General features: G+C 62.7%; 13 protein-coding genes and 1 pseudogene. 9 read left to right on the plus strand and 5 right to left on the minus strand.

Annotated elements, in window-relative coordinates:
• The first annotated feature begins 22 nt into the window (after positions 1–22).
• The 6 genes from IVB22_RS12845 (at position 23) to IVB22_RS12870 (ending at position 6,849) form a co-directional block, all read left to right on the plus strand.
• Positions 23–1,516, plus strand: a complete 1,494-nt coding sequence (locus IVB22_RS12845) for an FAD-linked oxidase C-terminal domain-containing protein (protein WP_247517668.1) — start codon at positions 23–25, stop codon at positions 1,514–1,516.
• A gap of 166 nt (positions 1,517–1,682) precedes the next feature.
• On the plus strand, positions 1,683–2,921 hold the full coding sequence (locus IVB22_RS12850) for an FAD-binding protein (protein WP_247517669.1): 1,239 nt from the start codon (positions 1,683–1,685) through the stop codon (positions 2,919–2,921).
• The gene (gene glcF, locus IVB22_RS12855; protein WP_247517670.1) at positions 2,918–4,243 is read left to right on the plus strand and encodes a glycolate oxidase subunit GlcF; all 1,326 of its coding nucleotides are present in this window, start codon (positions 2,918–2,920) and stop codon (positions 4,241–4,243) included. Before IVB22_RS12850 ends, glcF begins: the two co-directional genes overlap by 4 nt.
• A gap of 218 nt (positions 4,244–4,461) precedes the next feature.
• Complete coding sequence (locus IVB22_RS12860; protein WP_247517671.1) at positions 4,462–4,839, plus strand: histone; 378 nt, start codon at positions 4,462–4,464, stop codon at positions 4,837–4,839.
• A gap of 416 nt (positions 4,840–5,255) precedes the next feature.
• Complete coding sequence (locus IVB22_RS12865; RefSeq protein WP_247517672.1) at positions 5,256–6,269, plus strand: TorF family putative porin; 1,014 nt, start codon at positions 5,256–5,258, stop codon at positions 6,267–6,269.
• 67 nt (positions 6,270–6,336) lie between these two features.
• A complete protein-coding gene (locus tag IVB22_RS12870; protein ID WP_247517673.1) occupies positions 6,337–6,849 on the plus strand; it encodes an HPP family protein in 513 nt (170 codons plus the stop codon).
• Between the two features lie 100 nt (positions 6,850–6,949).
• On the opposite strand, the gene IVB22_RS12875 is transcribed toward IVB22_RS12870, so the two are convergent.
• A complete protein-coding gene (locus tag IVB22_RS12875; protein WP_247517674.1) occupies positions 6,950–8,695 on the minus strand; it encodes an ABC transporter ATP-binding protein/permease in 1,746 nt (581 codons plus the stop codon).
• Positions 8,696–8,990: 295 nt separating this feature from the next.
• Here IVB22_RS12875 and IVB22_RS12880 point away from each other — a divergent pair, with 295 nt between their 5' ends.
• A complete protein-coding gene (locus tag IVB22_RS12880; RefSeq protein ID WP_247517675.1) occupies positions 8,991–10,655 on the plus strand; it encodes an L-lactate permease in 1,665 nt (554 codons plus the stop codon).
• Between the two features lie 171 nt (positions 10,656–10,826).
• Here IVB22_RS12880 and IVB22_RS12885 read toward each other — a convergent pair whose 3' ends face one another.
• Positions 10,827–12,281 (minus strand): acetamidase/formamidase family protein, encoded by a 1,455-nt coding sequence (locus tag IVB22_RS12885; protein WP_247517676.1) that lies wholly within the window; start codon positions 12,279–12,281, stop codon positions 10,827–10,829.
• Between the two features lie 206 nt (positions 12,282–12,487).
• Entirely contained in the window at positions 12,488–12,997 is a 510-nt protein-coding gene (locus IVB22_RS12890; RefSeq protein WP_247517677.1) for a hypothetical protein, read from the minus strand.
• A 196-nt stretch (positions 12,998–13,193) separates the two neighbouring features.
• Here IVB22_RS12890 and IVB22_RS12895 point away from each other — a divergent pair, with 196 nt between their 5' ends.
• The gene (locus IVB22_RS12895; protein ID WP_247517678.1) at positions 13,194–13,610 is read left to right on the plus strand and encodes an META domain-containing protein; all 417 of its coding nucleotides are present in this window, start codon (positions 13,194–13,196) and stop codon (positions 13,608–13,610) included.
• Between the two features lie 28 nt (positions 13,611–13,638).
• Positions 13,639–14,108 (plus strand): annotated as a pseudogene (locus IVB22_RS12900) (GNAT family N-acetyltransferase).
• A 30-nt stretch (positions 14,109–14,138) separates the two neighbouring features.
• Here IVB22_RS12900 and IVB22_RS12905 read toward each other — a convergent pair.
• Positions 14,139–14,831, minus strand: a complete 693-nt coding sequence (locus tag IVB22_RS12905; RefSeq protein ID WP_247517679.1) for a hypothetical protein — start codon at positions 14,829–14,831, stop codon at positions 14,139–14,141.
• 159 nt (positions 14,832–14,990) lie between these two features.
• Complete coding sequence (locus IVB22_RS12910; RefSeq protein WP_247517680.1) at positions 14,991–16,190, minus strand: hypothetical protein; 1,200 nt, start codon at positions 16,188–16,190, stop codon at positions 14,991–14,993.
• Positions 16,191–16,340 lie beyond the last annotated feature (150 nt).

Consider the following 16,340-nt stretch of genomic DNA (forward strand, 5'->3'; position numbering starts at 1 on the left):
TCGCGAGGCTTTGAGGATACGCATGGCCATCATGATGCCGGCTTCCGATCAGGCGGTCCTGGATCGCCGTGACGCCATCGTCACAGCCCTGCGTGCGATCGTGCCGGGTGAGGGCGTGATCGACAGCGCGGCCGAAATGCTGCCCTACGAGTCCGATGGCCTGATGGCGTACCGCCAGCCGCCGATGGTCGTGGTGCTGCCCGACACCACCGAGCAGGTCTCGCAGGTCCTGAAATACTGCTTCGAGCAGGGCATCAAGGTGGTGCCGCGCGGTTCCGGCACCTCGCTGTCCGGCGGCGCGCTGCCGCTGGCCGACGGCGTGCTGCTGGGGCTCGGCAAGTTCAAGCGCATCCGCGAGATCGATTTCGACAACCGCGTGGTGGTGACCGAGCCCGGCGTCACCAACCTCGCCATCAGCCAGGCGGTGGCGCATGCCGGATTTTACTATGCGCCCGATCCGTCGTCGCAGATCGCCTGCTCGATCGGCGGCAATGTCGCTGAGAATTCCGGCGGGGTGCATTGCCTGAAATACGGCATGACCACCAACAACGTGCTGGGCTGCGAGATCGTGCTGATGTCCGGCGAGATCCTGCGCATCGGCGGCAAGGCCGCGGAGAACTCGGGCTACGACCTGATGGGCATCATAACCGGCTCCGAGGGGCTGCTCGGCGTCATCACCGAAATCACGGTGCGGATCCTGCAGAAGCCGGAGACCGCCCGCGCCCTGATGGTCGGTTTCGCCGAGGTCGAGGCCGCCGGTGAGTGTGTGGCGCGGATCATCGGCAATGGCATCATTCCGGGCGGCATGGAGATGATGGACAAGCCGGCGATCCACGCGGCGGAGGCGTTCGTTCATGCCGGCTATCCGCTCGATGTCGAGGCGCTTTTGATTATCGAACTCGATGGTCCCGCCGTCGAGGTCGATGAGCTGATCAAGCGCGTCGAAGCGATCGCACAGAGTTGCGGCTCGACGACCTGCCAGATTTCGACGTCGGAGGCCGAGCGCAATTTGTTCTGGGCCGGTCGCAAGGCGGCATTCCCGGCGGTGGGCCGGATTTCGCCCGACTATCTCTGCATGGACGGCACCATTCCGCGCGGCGCTCTGCCGAAGGCGCTCGCGCGAATCCGCGACCTCTCGGCCAAATACGATCTGCGCGTCGCCAACGTGTTCCACGCCGGTGACGGCAATCTACATCCTCTGATCCTCTACGATGCCAACCAGCCGGGTGAGATCGAGCGGGCAGAGGCCTTCGGCGCCGACATCCTGCGCTGCTGCGTCGAGCTTGGCGGCGTGCTCACCGGCGAACATGGCGTCGGCATCGAGAAGCGCGACCTGATGGGCGAGATGTTTTCGGAAGTAGACCTCAACCAGCAGCAGCGGCTGAAATGCGCCTTCGACGCGCAAGGCTTGCTCAATCCAGGAAAAGTGTTTCCGACCCTGCACCGCTGCGCCGAACTCGGCCGCATGCATGTGCATGCCGGCAAGCTCGCGTTTCCGGATCTTCCGAGATTTTGATCATGGCCTTCGCCGATTTTTCAATCGTCATACCCCGCGAAGGCGGGGTATCCCGTACGCCGCGTCGCCGATCTTTATCGCCGGCCGCTGCGATTACTGGATCGTCCGCCCCAGTGCGCAATTGCGCACGAGGCGGACGATGACGGCAACGGGCAGGCGTAACGCCGTGGACACCCTAAAAGTACGAGACGCCAGGGACGTCGAAGAGGTGGTGCGCGCGGCGATCGCCAGCGACCAGCCCCTGGAGATCTTTGGCCATGGGACCAAGCGCGCCATCGGCCATCCGATGGCGACCAATGCCGTGCTTGATGTGTCGGCGCTGAATGCCGTCTCCGCCTACGAGCCGAACGAGCTGATCATCACGGTGCAGGCCGGCGCGCCGCTTGCCGACGTGCAGTCGCTGATCGATTCCAAGAACCAGCAATTCGCTTTCGAGCCAATGGACACTTCCGTGCTGCTGGGCGTGTCCGGCAACGGCACCATCGGCGGCATGATCGGCGCGGGGCTCGCCGGTCCCCGCCGCATCAAGGCCGGCGGTGCGCGCGATCACCTGCTCGGCGCGCATGCGGTGTCCGGCTTCGGCGACAGTTTCAAGACCGGCGGCCGGGTGGTGAAGAACGTCACCGGCTACGATCTCTGCAAGCTGCTGGCGGGGTCGTGGGGCACCCTGGCCGTGATGACGGAAGTCACCCTCAAGGTGATGCCTAGACCTGAGAGCGAGCGCACGCTGGTGCTAAGCGGGCTGGACGATGTGAGCGCAAACCGGGCGATGACCGCAGCACTTGGCTCGCCCTACGACGTCTCGGGCGCGGCACACCTGCCGAACTCGGCATTCCGGCCCGCGGCAGGTGAGCACGCGGGTTTTTCGGCGCAGGGGCGGGCGGCCACGCTGCTGCGGCTCGAAGGCATTGCCGCCTCGGTGGCGGATCGCGCCAATTCGCTGGTCAAGACGCTTGCGCCGTTCGGGTCGGTGGACATGCTGCAGGACGGTGTTTCGGCTGCCGCGTGGGGTGCCATCCGTGACGTCGAGCCCTTTGCCGCCAGCGGCGCGCTCGGCGCCTGGCCGGTGTGGCGGATCGTCTGTCCGCCGGCTTCCGGCGGTGCGCTCGGCCAGGCGCTGGCGCGCGACAGCGGGGGTGATGTGATCTACGACTGGGGCGGCGGCCTGATCTGGGCGGCATTGCCGCCCAAGCCGGATGCGCAGGCGGCCCTGGTGCGTCAGCGCGTCGAGGCTGCCGGCGGCCATGCGTCGCTGATCCGGGCGTCCGAAGAGACCAGGCGAAATGTCGACGTCTTCCATCCGCAGGCCGGCGGCCTCGCCGCGCTGAGCCAACGCGTGCGCCACAGCTTCGATCCCAAGATCGTCCTCAACCGCGGCCGGATGCTGCGCGGGACCGCGACATGAAAACCGAATTCTCGCTCACTCAACTCGCCGATCCCGACATCGCCGAAGCCGACAAGATCCTGCGCGCCTGCGTGCATTGCGGCTTCTGCACCGCGACCTGTCCGACCTATGTGCTGCTCGGCGACGAGCTCGATAGCCCGCGCGGGCGCATCTATTTGATCAAGGAGATGCTGGAAAAGGACCGCCCGCCGACCGCCGAGGTGGTCAAGCATATCGACCGCTGCCTCTCCTGCCTCGCCTGCATGACGACCTGTCCGTCGGGCGTGCACTACATGCACCTGGTCGATCAGGCGCGGGTCCGGATCGAACGGGACTATTCGAGGCCGCTCACCGAGCGGGCCTTGCGCGCGGTGCTGGCGCTGGTGCTGCCGCGGCCAAAGCTGTTTCGCGCCAGCATGATCATGGCGCGGCTCGCCCGGCCGTTTGCGGCCCTGCTGCCGGCGCCGAAAGCGGCGGCGACACCCGGTCTGTTGCGGCGGATCAAGGCGATGCTGGCACTCGCGCCGAAGGGCCTTCCGGCGCCAGGACCCTCGGGCGGCAGCGTGTTTGCGGCCACGGGCGAGCGGCGCGGGCGGGTCGCGCTGCTGCAGGGCTGCGCCCAGCAGGTGCTGGCGCCGCGCATCAACCAGGCCGCCATCAACCTGCTGACGCGCCACGGCATCGAGGTCGTCCTGGTCAGGGACGAGCAATGCTGCGGCGCGCTCACCCACCACCTCGGGCAGGACGGCGACGCGCTGGCGCGGGCGCGCGCCAACATCACGGTGTGGAAAAAGGAGGCGGAACAACGCGGCCTCGACGCCATCCTGGTCACGGCATCGGGCTGCGGCACGGTCATCAAGGACTATGGTTTCATGCTGCGTGAGGATCGCGATTTCGCTAGCCCCGCAGCACAAATCTCCGCGCTGGCAAAGGATATCACGGAGTTTCTCGGCGGCATTGAACTCGCGCCAACGACGCAAAAAGGCGACATCACCGTCGCTTATCACTCGGCTTGTTCGCTACAACACGGCCAGAAAATCACAGGCCTTCCGAAAGAATTGCTTTCCAAGAATGGATTCGTGGTGAAAGATGTGCCCGAGAGCCATTTGTGTTGCGGTTCGGCGGGGACCTACAACATTCTCCAGCCTGACATTGCGAGCAGGTTGCGCGATCGAAAGGTCGCCAACATTGCGACAGTCAAACCGGACATGATCGCTGCAGGCAATATTGGATGCATGGTTCAGATTGCCGGCGGTACGTCAGTTCCTGTGGTGCACACGATTGAGCTTCTCGATTGGGCGACAGGAGGTCCAAAGCCTGGATCGATCCCAGGACTGAATTGATCGATCGGCCTACGGGCATGATCCGGAACGTCTGCCCCGCGTGTGGATGGCGGGATCGGCATCCGGTTTCCTCGGGACAGACGCAAGGCGTTTGCCCGGAGATCGCGCCCGGACAAGGGATGGAGCGGGAGGGCACTTCGAAGAAGTGTCGTCCCGATCTGGCCCACGGACTATTCGAAGCGCTCGACGGACATGGACAGCGACAACAGGAGGACCAGATGGCGAAGGCGAAGAAGAGCAAGAAGGGCAAGAAGGCTAAAAAGGCCAAGAAGGCCGTAGTGGCGAAGAAGAAGTCCGCAAAGAAGGCGTCGAAGAAGGCCGCGAAGAAGTCGGCGAAAAAGGCTGCGAAGGGCGCAAAGAAATCCGCCAAGAAGGCCGCCAAGAAGTCAAAGGCCGCCGCGCCGAAGAAAGCTGCAAAGAAGAGCGCGGCGAAGAAAAAGAAGGCGGCTGCCAAGCCCGCCGCTCCCAAGGCGGAGCCCGCGATGACGACGCCCGAGCCGGAACCCGCGCCCGCACCGGCGCCGAGCTGGGCTACCCCGGAGCCGTCCGCACCCTCATGGGGGTCGGGCTCGTCCAACGGCGGCGACCACAACTAGACAGTCGACTGCCGGAAACAATTTTTCGGAAAGGCCGCAGCGTCCACCGCTGCGGCCTTTTTCGTGCGAGCTGTCCTGAGTTCGTGAAGGCTGCCCGAGGTGACCGGAGCCGTGTTTTCACGGGGAGGTTGATTCGCAAAAGGGCGTCTTCCGGCTGTTGCTTCTTCCGGCTCCAGATGCCGTTCGGTGGCAACGAAAACCCCTGGAATTGTTGTGAGAATGCAACACACGCGCAGAACATTTATCGAAACCGCACGAACGCCTAAAAAGGCGGCACATGCTTGCCTTTTTTGCTTCACGATCGTGACGCCGCAGACCACTGTGTGACCACGTTAAGACATTTGGCCGCAGTCGGTTATCGCATGCCCTTGGGGGGCGCCGGAACAGGGCTGTTTTATCTGGTGATGGGGATCGTCATGAAGAAAGTGGCTTTGTTAGCAACGGCGCTGGCAATGGTATCGAGTTCGGCTCTCGCTGCGGATATGCGGGTGAAGGCCGTCAAGGCGCCGCCGCCGGTAGCATTCGATCCCTGGGATATCGCCTTCGGCGCCGGGATCACCAACGATTACATCTTCCGCGGCATCACCCAGTCCAATCACAAGCCCTCGGTCAACGTCTATTTCGAACCGCGCTACAACGTCACCAAGGACTTCCAGCTCTATGTCGGTCTGGGCGGCGCGAGCATCTCGTTCCCCAACCGTGCCGCGGCTGAAGTCGACGTTTACGGCGGCGCCCGCTACACGCTCGGCGCCTTCGCGTTCGACGTCGGCGCTTGGGGCTACATCTATCCGGGTGGAACCTGCCAATACGGTGGCGGCGCTACCACCGATTTCGCCGGCGTTCCGCTCAGCGCCGAATGCCAGGCGAACACTCTGCTCAATCTCAACGTTCTCAAGAAGGACGTCAGCTTCTTCGAAGTCTATGGCAAGGTGAACTACACCTTCAACGACAACTTCTCGATGGGCGGCAACGTTTATTATACGCCGAGCTTCCTCAACAGCGGCGCCGAAGGCACCTATGCCTCGATCGTCGGCAAGGCGATTGCGCCGAGCACCTGGTTCGGCGCCAGCGGCATCGGCATGTATGTGTCGGGTGAGTTCGGCCGTCAGTGGCTGGGCACGTCGGACTCGTTCTACGGGACGGCACTCTTCCCCAACGGCATCAACTACGCCGACTACAACACCTGGAACGTCGGCATCGGCTTCACCTACAAGGTGTTCACGCTGGACTTCCGTTACTCCGACACCAACCTGTCGAAGGGCGATTGCAACGCTTTCACCAGCGACTTCTCGGCCCGCGGCAACCTCACGGTATCGTCGGGTACCTTCGTGACCCCGATCAATCCGTCGGGCGTGGGTTCGAACTGGTGCGGCGCGGCCGGTATCGTCAGGCTGTCGGCCGACCTGACCGCGATGACCAACCTGAAGTAAGATATTTTAGTCGAAGACGAGGGGGCGGCAGAGCGATCTGCCGCCCCTTTTCTTTTGGGTGGAGCAGATGAGACGGGACTGGCGGCGCGGGCTGCGGAAAGCGATCTCCCGCAACGATCACCGCAGCGTCGTGGCGGGCGCGGTCGCGGGCCTCGGCGGCGCGATTGCCATCGGCGCCATGGAGCTGTTCTCGTTCGCCGCGCATTATCCGCTTGCGGCGATTCCGTTCGCCACCTCGATCGTGCTGGTGATCGGATCGCCGGATGTGGAGCCGGCGCAGCCGCGCGCCCTGGTCGGCGGTCATCTGGTATCGGCGCTGGTCGGCCTTGCCGTGCTGAAGCTGACCGGGCCGCAAGCCTGGGCCGCGGCCGCCGCCGTCGGCCTTTCCATTCTGGCGATGTACGTGACCGGGACCTTTCACCCGCCGGCGGGCATCAACCCGCTGCTGGTGGTATCGGGCAATCTGCCATCGACGTTCCTGCTGGCGCCGGTGCTGGCCGGCGCGGTGCTTTTGACCGCGTTCTGCTACGTCTGGCACCGCGGGGTGCGCCGACAGCCATGGCCGCGGCGCTGGCTTTGAGAAGGAGCGTAGCCCGGATGGAGCGAAGCGAAATCCGGGATCAGGTCGCAAGCGGATGGAGCGGCCCCGGATTGCGCTTCGCTCCATCCGGGCTACACGCTCACGACGCAGCGGCGCTCTTTCCCTTCTGCAGCACAAACCGGTCCCCGTCACGCGTGAGTGCGACGTTGCGCTGATGGAAGGCATCGAGCGTCGAGCGGTGTCCGATCGAGACGATAGTGGTTGCCGGCAATTTTTCCTCGAGCAGACGATACATGGCCTTCTCCGAAGGTTCATCCAGCGACGCGGTGGCCTCATCGAGGAACAGGTATTGTGGCGCGTGCAACAGCGCGCGCGCGATTCCAAGCCGCTGCTGTTCGCCGAGCGACAGCGTTCGATTCCAGTGCCCGTGTTGGTCGGGCCGCGAGGCAAGCTTGGGCAACCCCACCGCTTGAAGCGTGTCGGCGATTTGCTTGGCCGTAAACGCACCCTCTTTGGCGGGGTATTCGACCGCCCCTTGTAGCGATCCGACCGGGAAATACGGGCGCTGCGGCAACATCATCAACGTTGCACCCGCGGGGACGGCGATGGAGCCGCCGCCGAATGACCAGATGCCGGCGATCGCGCGGAACAGCGTCGATTTGCCGGAGCCCGAGGGGCCTGTCATCAGCGTGCGCTCGCCTTTGCGGAAGCTGAACCTGTCTGCGTTCACCAGCGGCGTTCCGTTGGGCAGTCGCAGCACCAGATCCTTCAGGCTGATTGCGCCATCGCCCTGCGTCGCGGTGACGTGAATCCGATCGCTGCGAGTTGCGAGTTCTCTTGCCGCTACGATCCCAGCCTCGAACCCGTCGAGACGGTTCACCACGGCCTGCCACTCCGCCAATTGACGATAGATGGTGATGAAGAACGAAAGCGCGCCCTGCACGTTCGAAAACGCCGATGCGGTCTGCATCATGCCGCCGAGCTGGATCTTCTCCGCAAAGTAGGCCGGCGCGACCAGCACATAGGGAAAGATCACCGAAGCCTGATTATAGCTGGCGGTGAACGCCGTTATCTTCTTGGTCCGGTTCATGATGGCGAGCCAGTTTTCGACCACGCGTCCGAAGCGAACCAGAAGGCGCTCGCGCTCGGCCTGCTCGCCCTGCAATAGCGCGATCTGTTCGGAGTTTTCCCGCACGCGCACCAGGTTGAAGCGAAAATCCGCTTCATATTGCTGTTGCCGGAAATCGATGCCGACCAGCGGCCAGCCGATCAGATGGGTCAGGATGGTGCCGAGCACCGAATAGATCAACGCGCCCCATACGAGGTAGCCGGGAATTGCATATTCCTGGCCGAACAGGTGCAGCGGTGCGGCGTTCGAAAGGCCCCACAGGATCGCGACAAAGGACGCTATCGTGACGATCGAGCTCAGCAAGCCGACGCCGATGTTGAGCGTGCGATCGACGAACAGCTTGACGTCGTCGGTCATGCGCTGGTCGGGGTTGTCGGCGGCGTCGCCCTGAAGCTGCATCCGGTAGTGGTTGGCCTGATGCAGCCAGTCACCGAGATAGTGCGCGGTCATCCAGCGCCGCCAGCGGATCTGCAGCCATTGATTGAGGTAGAGCTGGTAGACCGCCAGCACGATAAAGATGGTCGCAAGGACACTGAAATAGATGATCTCGCTGACGAACGTGTCCCAGTTTCGTTCCTGCAGCGCGTTGTAGAAACGCATGTTCCACTGATTGATCAGGACGTTGATGCCGACGATCGCAAGCTCAATGGCGATCACGGCGGCTAGCAGCGCGCGGCCGGCCCATTTGTCCTCGGAGCGGAAGTAGGGGACGGAGATGCGCCACACCGTGGCGAGCGTCGGGCGGATGTTTTTCACAGATTACCGGCTCCGGGGAATCGGGCGTAACGCCCTGAAAGAGTGGAGGAATTAGGTTCTACTACTAAGGTTATGGAATTGGCTGCCTGCGGCGGCTTGTCGCAGCCCCCGGCTAGACCCTAGCATGGCTCTGACGGCGAGGGGCGGCGGCCATCGAACTTCGCGAGGTTGTGAGCGTTGGCGGTGCCAAGGCGGCTCAACCCCGCTTTTCCACGGTTGTTCCCGCGAATCGCTCAACTCGTGCCCGGCCATCCACGCTGGCGGGTGCGCCAATAACAATGTGGGAGAACCGCAAATGTGGGACCAGCACTATAATCCGCTTGGCAACGCCGCGCTGTCGACGATCGCCGCCGCCGTGCCTGTGGTCACGCTGCTGGTGCTGATCGCCAGCGGCAAGGTCAAGGCGCATCTCGCGGCCATCATCGCGCTGATCGTTGCCAATATCATCACCATCGCCATCTTCACCATGCCTGCCAGCATGTCGATGCGGGCCTCGCTGCTGGGCGTCGCGATCGGCTTCTTTCCGATCGGCTGGATCGTGCTCAACGTCATCTTTCTCTACCGCATTACGGTCGAGACCGGGCGGTTCGAACTGCTGCAGCGGGCGATCGGCGGCGTCACCAACGATCGCCGGTTGCAGCTTCTTCTGATTGCGTTCGCATTCGGTGCGTTCTTTGAAGGCGCGTCCGGCTTCGGAACACCGGTCGCGATCACCGGCGCGGTCCTGATCGGGCTCGGCTTCTCGCCGCTGGCAGCCTCCGGCCTTTCGCTGATCGCCAACACCGCGCCGGTGGCCTATGGCGCGCTCGGCACGCCGATCCAGGGGCTGGCGTCCGTGACCGGCCTCGATCCCTATGTGCTCGGCGCGATGGTCGGCCGGCAACTGCCGTTCTTCTCGCTGATCGTGCCGTTCTGGCTGATCTGGGCCTTTGCGGGCTGGCGCGGCATGACGGCGATCTGGCCGGCCATTCTCGTCACCGGCGTCTCGTTCGCAGTTCCGCAATTCGTGATTTCGAACTTCATCAATCCCTGGATCGTCGATATCGGCGCGTCGCTGATCTCGATGGGCTGCCTCATCTTGTTCCTCAAGGTGTGGCAACCCCGCGAACTTTGGCTATCCCCGGCGCTGCGCGGAAAAGATGAATCGGCCGCGACCATGAAGCCCGCCAAGCCATTGGATACGACGAAGCTCAGCCAGGCGCAGCTCTGGAGCGCGCTGCTGCCGTGGATCATCGTCTGCATCGTGATGCTGATATGGGGCACTGGCTCGTTCAAGACCTGGGCGAATTCGATCTTCGTCTGGAAGTATCAGGTGCCCGAACTGCACAACATGATCAACAAGGTGCCGCCGGTGGCCGCGAAGCCGACGCCCGAAGCCGCGCTGTTCGACTTCACATACCTGTCCTTCACCGGGACGGGCATGCTGATCGCCGCGATCATTTCCGGTTTTCTGATGGGCTTCTCGCCGCTGAAGATGGTCGCGGAATATGGCCGCACCATCAGGCTGTGCGCGATCTCGCTGATCACGATCTCGGCGATGCTCGCCATCGGTACGCTAACGCGGCTCTCCGGCGTCGACGCCACGCTCGGCCTCGCCTTCGCCGCCACCGGCGTGCTCTATCCCTTCTTCGGCACGTTGCTCGGCTGGCTCGGCGTGGCGCTGACGGGATCGGACACCGCTTCCAACGTGCTGTTCGGCAATCTGCAAAGGATCACCGCCGAACAGCTCGGCCTGTCGCCGGTGCTGATGGCCGCCGCCAACTCCTCCGGCGGCGTCATGGGCAAGATGATCGACGCGCAATCCATCGTCGTCGCCTCGACCGCGACGAACTGGTACGGCCACGAAGGCTCGATCCTGCGTTACGTCTTCCTGCATTCGATCGTGCTGGCCTGCCTCGTCGGCGTGCTGGTGACGCTGCAGGCCTACGTCCATCCGTTCACGATGATGGTGCTGAAGTAGGACCGCAGATGGAGCGACCCGCCAACGATCCCCGCGGCCGACGCCGCGGGGATTTGTTATCGGTACGGGATTCGTGCTGAGGCCCCGTCTTGCGTGTGGTCTCGCAAAACCGACGGGCGTAATCAAACGCGGCCAAGCTCATGCCGGAACCAACCACCGCGGTGTTTTGGATCAGGTCTCGCCACCGGCGAAGATATCCTTCTTGATGACCGCATGGACGCCCCAATTTCCATCGACTACCTGGGTGATGCCGAAGTCGACGCCAACCGTAATCAAAGAGATTGCCTCATCTTCGGTCAGCTTCTTGGTCGTCATCAGGAATTTGCGCATCTTGCGGAACGCATCGCGCAAAGCCAGGTCAACCGACGATTTCGAGTAAATGTCTGACTGCGCCTTGTCTCCCAATTCGGTGAGATAATTGGCGAAGCTGAAGCCGTGCACCAGCCACTCATCCCTGGTTTCCAGCATCGGATAGTCGAGGGCTTCGAGAGCCGTGCCGACGAGGTCGGCTTTCTTGTGCAGAATGATCTGGAAGGTGCCGTTCAGCGAGCTTTCGATGGCCGTGCCGCAAAGCTCGGAGTCTCCCTGCGAAGCGTGCGGATCGCCAACAGACAGCAGGCCGCCTTCGACCGCGACCGGATAATACATCGTGGCGCCCTTGCCGATCCGCCAATTGTCGATGTTGCCTCCGGTATAGCTCGGCGGAATTGAATCGACGATATCGGCTTCCTTTGGCGCCAGGCCGATGACGCCGAAATGCGGACGTATCGGAATGCGCACATTCTTCAGGATGCCGTGGTTCTCCTTGATCGTGGAGTGATCGACCGGGACGCCGGGGTAGTCGATGGTTTTGTGCACGACGCCCGAAGGATCGGTCTGTGGAGTCCATTGGAAATTGTACACGGCTTTCGCCCAGTTGCGTTCGCCTGACGCGTCGACCTCGTAGATCGTGATCACTTCGCGCGGTTTAGGCTCGGTCAACAAGTCCTTGTAGTGAAACCCCCACCATGCCGCCGCGTTGCTGCCGAAAGCTTTTCCACGATATTGCGGATTGGCGCATGGCCGGGGCGTGACGTCGATAATACGCAACTCGATCACGTCGCCCTCCTGGGCGCCGCGGACGTAGACCGGGCCTGTGCAGATGTGCACGCCAAGGCCCTCGCCGGCGCCACGCCCGAATAGGGAGGCATCTATCGGTCCGGCGCCGCGTCGGTTTACGCCCTTCTTTTCCTTGGTCCACAGGAACACGCTTTCGGCGCCGGGATCGCCCTTCACCATGCGCTCGGCGTCGTCATTGGCATGGTGCGTTAGCGCCTCAATGGTAATGAAGTCGCCAGAATCGATCTCGACCTGCGGTTTCAGTTTCTTGCTGAAATAGCCCCAATGCACTGTGTCAGCACTTGCCGGCAGATGATGATAGGACCGCTTGGCGGGTTGGTTCCTTTCGGCAGCAGCCGCCATCTGCGGCGTCACCAGAGAAATGCCGCCCGCGGTCATCGCTGCGGCGCCTCCGGCCGCGGCGAAGCTGGACCTCAAGAACGATCGGCGTTCGCGATCAAGCGTTTCCTTGAACTTGCGATGGTGCAATTCGAATTCCGGACAGTTCTTGTCATCACCCGCGCACATCGGATCTCTCCCTGATTTGAACGCGCATTCAGGCGCACGCCTGATCCCACCTCAGTTCATCGCAACAGTCAAAGCGTTGCTGCATCACGAAGTGAATGAAAAATAGCTTCTTTGCTTATTGCTTGAGCCTTGCGTGCTCAACTCTTGCTGGACGCACCAAGCAGTCGGCAATCTTGTAATTGCCGCCGGCGCTTCCCACGGAGGTTTCAGAGTTTGCGGCTGTCATAGGCCCAATGCAGCAGTGCCTGCCTTTGACGCTTGCGGCAGAAGAGATCTCCTCGCTCGCAATTCATCTGCAGTTGGCGCACGTGCCTTCGGATCGCGGCCCAGCGTTTGATCTGTCGTGCATCTTCGTCCGGAAGCCGCCGTCCGCAATAATAGCGGCAGTACCATTGAAACCAGCCGCGCGGGTCTTCGGGGTGGATCCAGCCCTTCTTGCGCCACACGGAGAGCGGCTGGCTGGCCGCAACGCCGAAGAAATTCACCTTGGCGTCCGCACGTTCCGGAGAGAGTTTTGCCTTCGCGAACCAACTGGCCGGAAACTCGCTCTTGCAATCGGTCATGTATTTCCCGCCGAAGACGCCGAGGCGCAGCATTTCCGCCGGCCTGAGTTCGGGGCGAAAGTCCGGGTCAAAGTTGCGGCCAACGGGTGCGACGAGAACGTACCGGTAACCTCGCTGCATCCGGTCATTCACGACGACGGTTCGCTGCTTCACCGCGACAGGACCCTTCTTTCGCAAAGCGACGGCTGGATGGCTGCACCAAGGATAGATGGTCGGGGAGGGAACGGAAAGACGGGCGAAGCTGGCTGCAATTTGTCAGCCGGTGGCATCAACGGCCCTAGCCAATCACGTCGCCGTCCAATAGAACGGCGCGCGGCGCGGTAGGGTCCGGTATTTTCGAGAGGGTTGCATGATTTCGTTCGCACGTATGTCCCGAGCAGGCGCCGCTTCGCTCTTGCTGATCGCCACCGCCCTGCATTTCAGCCCCGCGCGGGCCGATGACGGCTTTCCGTTCGGAACGGAAATGCAGCTCGACGTGAACCGCCAGCCGGGATCCAAGCGGGTCCCTAATCTTGAGATCGGCGATGCCGGCGAGGTGGTGCTCGAACTCTGGTGCAAGGGCGGCAAGGGCCAGTTTTCGGTGGCGGGCAACACCGTGATCTTCGTCGCCGGCGCGATGGCAAACCGGCCCTGTCCGCCGGACCGGGCGCAGGCCGATGACGAGTTGATCGCGGCCCTGACCGACGCAGCCACCTGGAAGCGGCAGGGCGATTTCGTGTCGTTCATCGGCGCGAAGACGCTGCGGTTTCGCATCAACACGAACTAGCTAGGCCTAGTCTGCAAAAGGGCCGAAGATGAGTAAGCCTGAGATCAGCGTAGGGCCCGAAGATCCGAGGCAGGCGGACGTGCGGCGTATCTTCGCCGAATCAGGTGCGTATCTGCAGGCGCTGTATCCATCCGAAAGTAATCACGTCGTGGACGTGGATGCACTCGCAGCACCCGACGCGGTCTTTCTCGCCGCGCGCTGTAACGGAGACCTTCTCGGATCGATCGCATTTCGGATCATCGCGCCTGGACATGCCGAAATAAAGCGCATGTTCGTGCGTGCGGAAGCTCGAGGAATTGGTTTGGGTCGACGTTTGCTTTTTGCACTGGAAGATGCCGCGCGCCAGAAGCACGTCAGCCGTATCAGTCTGGAGACGGGCATTAGGCAACCAGAGGCATCGGGCTCTATCGCGCATCTGGTTATCAGGACTGTCCGCCGTTCGGCACCTACACGTCTGACCCGCTTAGCCTGTTCATGACCAAACGCCTGCAGCCTTGATCTGCAGATAACGGTCCACCAGGAGCTCTGTTACTGCGTCGCAATCAATCCGCTGGCGGTGGCAATGACCCAGCGGTTGCCCCAGCGCACGATGGACTCCACGCGTCCTAGTCCGGGAATTGTGTCGCCGCGTGCGGCCATCCGGATTCCGTCAGGACCTTCGAGAACCGCGGTGCCGTCCCGGACATCGACCACCGTCCAACCGGGAATCGTCGCCGGCTTGGTTTCCGGCGCCGCCACCAGGGGCTGCCGCATCGCGATCGCAGCGGCGGAAGGGCCCGCATTTGCCTGGGAGGCCGGGCTCGCAGACGGGCGTGCGCCGGCCGGCAAGAGGGCGGGTGGCTTGGGAATGCTTCCGACAATGGCCGGCGAATCTGACGCCGATGCCGTTTTTCGCGCGCCTTCAATCCTGCCGCTCGATCGCGCTTCGGCAATTCGCGGCGAGGGCGCTTCTTTCTGCGCAACTTCGACAAGACCGAGCTCGCTTGCGAACTGCGGCCAGTTCAGGCCGCCGGCCCATCCCAGTGCAAAGCTTGCTACCACTGCTGCAGTGACCAGCACAGCGGCGCGTGCTTGATCGCCAAATGGCTCCCGCACCACCAATACTTCGTCGCGATCGGATTTAAGGAAATTCCACAGGCTCGCGCGTTGCTCCCGCCACTGGCCGGCAACCACATTCCCCGACCAGATGCTCTCAGAGGTACTCAGCTCGCGGTCTTGCATGGTGTGACCCAGATTTCGGAGAACCGATGATGTTCCTCGAAACTGAATCGAATCTTAACAATCAAAGCCCGAGGACAAGATCATTGCGCATCATACCGCGGCGGGAAGGCATTGATGCGCGCGCAGCCTGACGGTCGCCCTATCGTGCCGGCATGCGGATCATTTCCACACACTCTTGTCCGCGTCCCAGCGCTGGCCCTTGAACTCTTTCGCCAGGGCTTCGACCGAACCGTTGTCGTCCTTCGGCTCGCCGCCTTCCTCGTCGCCGGTGGATTCTTCCGTCAGGTTCAGCTTGGGGCCTGTGCCTTCATCCGCTGTCGTGATTACCGGGCTCGAGATCCACAGCATCAGCCGGTCCGACGCGCCGGGTTTGTCCGGCGAGACCAGCGCGGTGACCTCGACGCTTTCGGTGAGCGCGAGCGGCGGATAGACCGGGCTCGGCCGCTTCAAGGTCAATGTCAGTTTTCCGGTGTTGGCGTCCCAGTCGGCGCCCGCTGCCTTGGCTGCGAGCGTCCTGGAGAGAACGGCTGATATCGCCGATGCGATCTTGTCCTTGTTGATCTTGTCGCCGTCGCGCCATTCGGCGGCAGCAAACCGGATGGCGCGGTCCATCTCGACAGAGCCGCTGGTCCATCCCGCCGCGACCACGCCGGGCATCGATTTGGCCTTCGCGATCAGTGCAGCCGTGCGCTCCGGATCGGCCGTGAGGTTGATAGTCTGCTCGCCGGCGCGCAGCGCGTCGCAGGAAATCGAAAGGCTGGATAGCCCGACCTCGACGGCCTCGCCCTTCAGGCTTTTGAGGAAATCCAGCGCGGCGTCGAGCTTGACCCGCACGCCGAACGCCTCAGGCGAAACGTCGGTAAAATCCTTCGGCGCCGGGGTAATGCCGTCGTCGCTGGTCTGGTTGTCCAGAAATTCCTTCTCGCTGAGATCGGAATTGTCCGTCGAGGTAACCTCGGTAACTGCCTGGCCGATGGTGATCTGGCCGCGGAATTCGAAGGTGTCGCCGACAGGCTTGCGCAGCAATTTGACTGATACCGGCAGCTTGTCACCGACGCTCTGCGTGGTGCCGGTCAGACTCTGGCCGCTAACGGTGAGGTTGGCGACGAAGCGGTCCTTGCGGTCGGAGCCCTTCGCGGCGGGGTAACAGACGTCGAGCACGGCCGCGGTGACGGTCTTGCCCTGCCGGGTTTCCTTCAGGATGACGTCGGCGTTGCCGTCCATCAGGCCGTCGATCGCGGTGAAATAGCGCGTCTCGACCGCGCCCGGCGCCGTCTTGGAGGGGAGTTTCATCTGGGCGAAAGCGAGGCTCGGGAAGACCGTGATCAGACCGAGCAGGAGAAGGAAGCGCGCGCGCATATGAAATTCCCTGAAACGATGGAATAGGCAGGGGTTGTAAGTAGCAAACCTCGGCAGCGTTTTCGAGCCAAGCACGTCCTGAATCGACCGGGCGCGCTTCATCACCAAAGAAGCCAAAAAAGAAGGCCGCCCGGAGGCGGCCTTCGATCT

The sequence above is a fragment of the Bradyrhizobium sp. 190 genome (assembly GCF_023073415.1).
In the GTDB taxonomy this organism is placed as follows: domain Bacteria; phylum Pseudomonadota; class Alphaproteobacteria; order Rhizobiales; family Xanthobacteraceae; genus Bradyrhizobium.